We start from the raw sequence: 4,094 nt of genomic DNA, 5'->3' as shown, positions 1-4,094 counted from the left end.
TTCCCGATTCAGGGCTGCAGATAAGTAGGAGATATTAAGTGCGGTGAAAGGGGTTATTGTTCTATATGTATATTAGTACCCGCGGGTGGGCAGAAGCCAGTCCGGCGGCTGTGGCGATAAAAATGGGAATGGCTCCTGACGGAGGGCTGTTTGTACCTGTTGCCGTTCCTGCTGTAGATGCCGCTTTTCTCCATAGTTTAACCAGCCTTGACTATGAACAGCGGGCGGTAAAGATTCTTGCCTTATTCCTGACGGATTACTCGGTACCGGAATTGCAGGACTGTGTTCATGCCGCCTATGGCGGTACGTTTGATCCGGCCGGTGTAGCTCCTGTCCGGCAGGTGGCCCGGGGAACCTTTGTGCTGGAATTGTGGCATGGCCCGACCTGCGCCTTTAAGGATATGGCCTTGCAGCTCTTGCCGCAACTGCTGCTGCAAGCACTGGAAAAAACCAACGAGGCCGCCGATATTGCCATCCTGGTGGCTACATCCGGTGACACGGGCAAAGCGGCGCTGGAAGGGTTTAAAGATGTAGACAGGACCCGTATCGTCGTGTTTTACCCGGAAGAAGGAGTAAGTCAAATTCAGCGCCTGCAGATGGTGACCCAGGAAGGCGGCAATGTGGCGGTAGCGGCGGTGAGGGGGAATTTTGACGATGCTCAGACCGGTGTTAAGCGGATCTTTAATGATCAAGAGCTGAGTCAGCGGCTGGCAGCTATCGGCGTCAGGCTTTCTTCCGCCAATTCCATCAACTGGGGCCGGTTAGTGCCGCAAATCGTTTATTATTTCAGCGCTTACGCCGACTTGGTTCGTTCCGGCGCTATCCGGACGGGGCAAAAGGTCAATTTTGTCGTCCCTACAGGAAACTTCGGCAACATTCTGGCCGGCTATTACGCCAAGCGGATGGGTTTGCCGGTGAATAGACTGATTTGTGCCTCCAATCATAACAATGTGCTCACAGATTTCATCCGGACCGGCGAATACAATCGGAACCGCCCCTTCCATAAGACGATATCGCCTTCTATGGATATCCTGATTTCGAGCAATCTGGAACGGCTGCTTTATCACTCTACCCAGGGTGATGTCAAGCGGGTGTCAGCCTGGATGAACGGCCTCAATCAGCAGGGCAGCTATAGGGTGGATGAGGAGTGTCTGCAAACGATCCGGAATACATTCTGGGCTGACTGGACCGATGATCCTTCCGCCCAGTCGGTGATTCAGCAAGTCTGGCGCGACCACAACTATGTGCTTGATCCCCATACCGCGGTCGCCTGGCAGGCGGCGGCAGGATATCAAGCCGCCACCGGCGACGATACGGTCAATATCATTGTATCCACCGCCAGTCCTTTTAAATTTGGCGACAGCGTTCTGGCGGCTTTGGCCGGCAATGAATCCCTGGCCGGAAAAGACGAGTTTCAATTGCTGCAGGAACTTTCCCGTCTGACCGGCTGGGCTATTCCGCCGGCATTAGCCGGATTGGCCCGTAAACCGGTGAAGCACCAGCGGGTTTGCGAGAAAGCGGATATGCCGGAGTGCGTCCGGCATATATTGAGCAAATAAAAATAACACCGGCTTGGCTGAATGCAGGCCGGTGTTATTTTTGCTGCGGCAGTGTCTGTTTCAGGGGCAAGACCGGAATAAACAAATCGGCCTGTTGCTCCACCCGCTGCAGAACAGCCTGACTGTCAAAAGCCAATAACTCCGGGTTACCGATCTTCAGCACCGTCTGAACCTCAGTCTCTGTCACCGGGATGGATAACAGTAGGCTTTTCCCGCGCTCGCAGGGAGTAGACGCACTCGGTAGTTTTCGCTTTATTTGGCACGTTTCTTCCTCTTGGGTTTTCCCTCGGATTTTGTTTCAATGGCAGCCAGACTGGCTTCTAAGGCGGCCATCAGATCAATGACTTTGCCCTGCTGTTTTTCCGGGACCGGCTGAACGGCAAAGGTTTGACCCTCGGCCTTGCTTTCGATCAAATCCAGGATTCGCTGACGATATTCATCTTCATATTTTTGTGGTTCGAATTCAGCCGACAGAGACTGGATGAGCTGCTCCGCCATGGCCATTTCCCGTTCGTTTAGCCGGATATCTTCCTCCGGCAAGCCTTCCAGTTCTTCCGGTTTGACAACTTCGTCCGCGAACAGCATAGTGGAAAGGGTCAGGAGTTTTGGCCCTGAGCGGGCAGAGTGGGAGGGGCGGATGACAGCCAGATACTGTTTGTTGCGCAGCACCATTTTGGCTATGGCTACTTTCCCCGATTTTTCCATGGCTTTTAACAGCAGAGAGTAGGCTTTGCCGGCGCCTTTGTCCGGGGTCAGGTAATAGGGCCGTTCATAGTACATGGGATCGATCTGGGTAAGCTGGACAAAATCTTCAATGTCAATGCGGCGGGTTGTTTTGGGATAAACCGCTTCCATTTCCTCGGGACGGATCATAACGTATCGATCAGGCGAAACTTCATACCCTTTGGTGATCTCGGTATTGGCCACTTCAGCCCCATCGGTTTCGCAGACCCGTTTCAGGCGGATTTTGCATCCGTCAGAAGCCCGCAGCTGCTGAAAATGGATGGTTTTTCGCTTCACGGCATTGTAGAGCTTTACCGGTATATTAATTAATCCGAAACTGATGGCGCCATTCCAAACGGGTCGAGGCAAATCACCCACATCCTTTCGGGTTATTCCCTGATAACATGGCCGGGATCGTTCTGATAACGCAAACTGTAAAACACTGTCTTTTTGTGCGATGGTCTGTTGTTAGTATTATGAGATATGGGTTGAAATATCATGACAGCTTGTATTTTTTTGTTTACAATCACCGGGTTTTTCATCTTTTACAGGAATTTTCCCAAAGATATAGAATCTTACACTGTAACAATTGACAAGAAGCGACAGTGGCTACCTGAGGGGGGCAGTTTATGCGCATGCATCGGCTGTTATTCATCATAATGACCATAGTTGCCGGGGCCGTTTCTTTCCCGGCCTGCCCGACGGCGGCTCTGGCGGAGTTCAAAGAAATTGTAGCCGAAGGGTCCTATACTATGGGCGAGGGCGAAACCATGAAAGTCGCCCAGGAAAGAGCTCTTACCGATGCCAAACGGATGGCGGTGGAACAAGCCGGGACCTATGTGGAAAGCTACTCTAAAGTGAATGAATACCGCCTGACCGAGGATGAGATAAAAGTGGTTGCCTCCGGGATCATGGAAGTGGAAGTTTTGAGTGTAGACAAGGTTCTGATTGGCGACGGCATTCGTTTTCGCGTAAAAATTCGAGCCAAGGTCTCGGTCGATAAAATTCAGGACATCAAGCAAAAGCTGGAAGAACGTTCTATGATGGAAGAGTACAAGAAATTGCAGCTTGACTATGCGCGAATGCAGCAAGAGCTGGAAGCATTAAAGCGGCAGCTGCAGGAGGCGCAAACCTCCCGGGAGAAGAAAGCTGTCCAGAAAAAAATCGCCGGCAATGAGACTGAATTTACCGCCGCCGATTGGGTTGCCCGCGGACATAACGAGCAGATTAACGGTGACTATCAGTCGGCCATTGCATCCTACAGCCAGGCGATCAAACTCAATCCCCAGGAAGCCAAGGCCTATTACAACCGGGCCAGCTGTTATTACGAGCAGGCTCAATTTCCGCCCGCCATTGAAGATTACCGGCAGGCTGTGCGCCTAAACCCCCAACATGCCTTAGCTTACTATTTTCTGGCGGCTTCACTGGAATCTTCCGGCAAACGGGTTGACGCACTTCCGGTCTATCAGCAGTTTTTAGAGTTGGACCAGGGACAGGATACGGAAAAAAATAATCATGCCAAAAGCCGGATGGCGCTGTTGCAGCAAGATCCGGAAAAATCGGCGGTAACACCGGCCGATAATGCAAAGAGTCAGGAACATGAGACGAAAGCATCGACTGGTAATAGTGCAGGGACTCAGGAGACTGAGGTGAAAACGCCGGCAGGCAGTGCAGAGACTCCGGAAAATGAAGCGAAAGCGCCGGCAGGCAGTGGAACAGAGGCCCCGGGAAATCAGGCGGAACCACCGGCAGGCAGTGGAACAGAAACCCCGGGAAATCAGGCGGAACCACCGGCAGGCAGTGGAACAGAAA

The 4,094-nt window shown here is 52.2% G+C and carries 4 protein-coding genes; 2 read left to right on the top strand and 2 right to left on the bottom strand.

Features of this window, described 5'->3' with window-relative positions; all coding sequences use genetic code 11:
- Window positions 1-65 precede the first annotated feature (65 nt).
- Window positions 66-1,559 (top strand): threonine synthase, encoded by a 1,494-nt coding sequence (gene thrC / locus ALO_RS09905; RefSeq protein ID WP_004573362.1) that lies wholly within the window; start codon window positions 66-68, stop codon window positions 1,557-1,559.
- A 34-nt stretch (window positions 1,560-1,593) separates the two neighbouring features.
- On the opposite strand, the gene ALO_RS23500 is transcribed toward thrC, so the two are convergent.
- Complete coding sequence (locus tag ALO_RS23500) at window positions 1,594-1,722, bottom strand: hypothetical protein (protein ID WP_274428113.1); 129 nt, start codon at window positions 1,720-1,722, stop codon at window positions 1,594-1,596.
- Between the two features lie 89 nt (window positions 1,723-1,811).
- Window positions 1,812-2,660, bottom strand: a complete 849-nt coding sequence (ku, locus tag ALO_RS09900; RefSeq protein WP_413788498.1) for a non-homologous end joining protein Ku — start codon at window positions 2,658-2,660, stop codon at window positions 1,812-1,814.
- 251 nt (window positions 2,661-2,911) lie between these two features.
- Here ku and ALO_RS09895 point away from each other — a divergent pair.
- A partial coding sequence (locus tag ALO_RS09895) for a tetratricopeptide repeat protein (protein WP_004573359.1) occupies window positions 2,912-4,094 on the top strand: 1,183 nt, incomplete at its 3' end.

Origin of the sequence: Acetonema longum DSM 6540, assembly GCF_000219125.1 — a bacterium.
Lineage (GTDB): Bacteria > Bacillota > Negativicutes > Sporomusales > Acetonemataceae > Acetonema > Acetonema longum.
This window is presented reverse-complemented; position numbering and strand designations above follow the sequence as displayed.

Excerpts from the sequence above, each read along its gene's own strand:
- thrC (WP_004573362.1), top strand. The coding sequence starts at position 66 with ATGTATATTAGTACCCGCGGGTGGGCAGAAGCCAGTCCGGCGGCTGTG.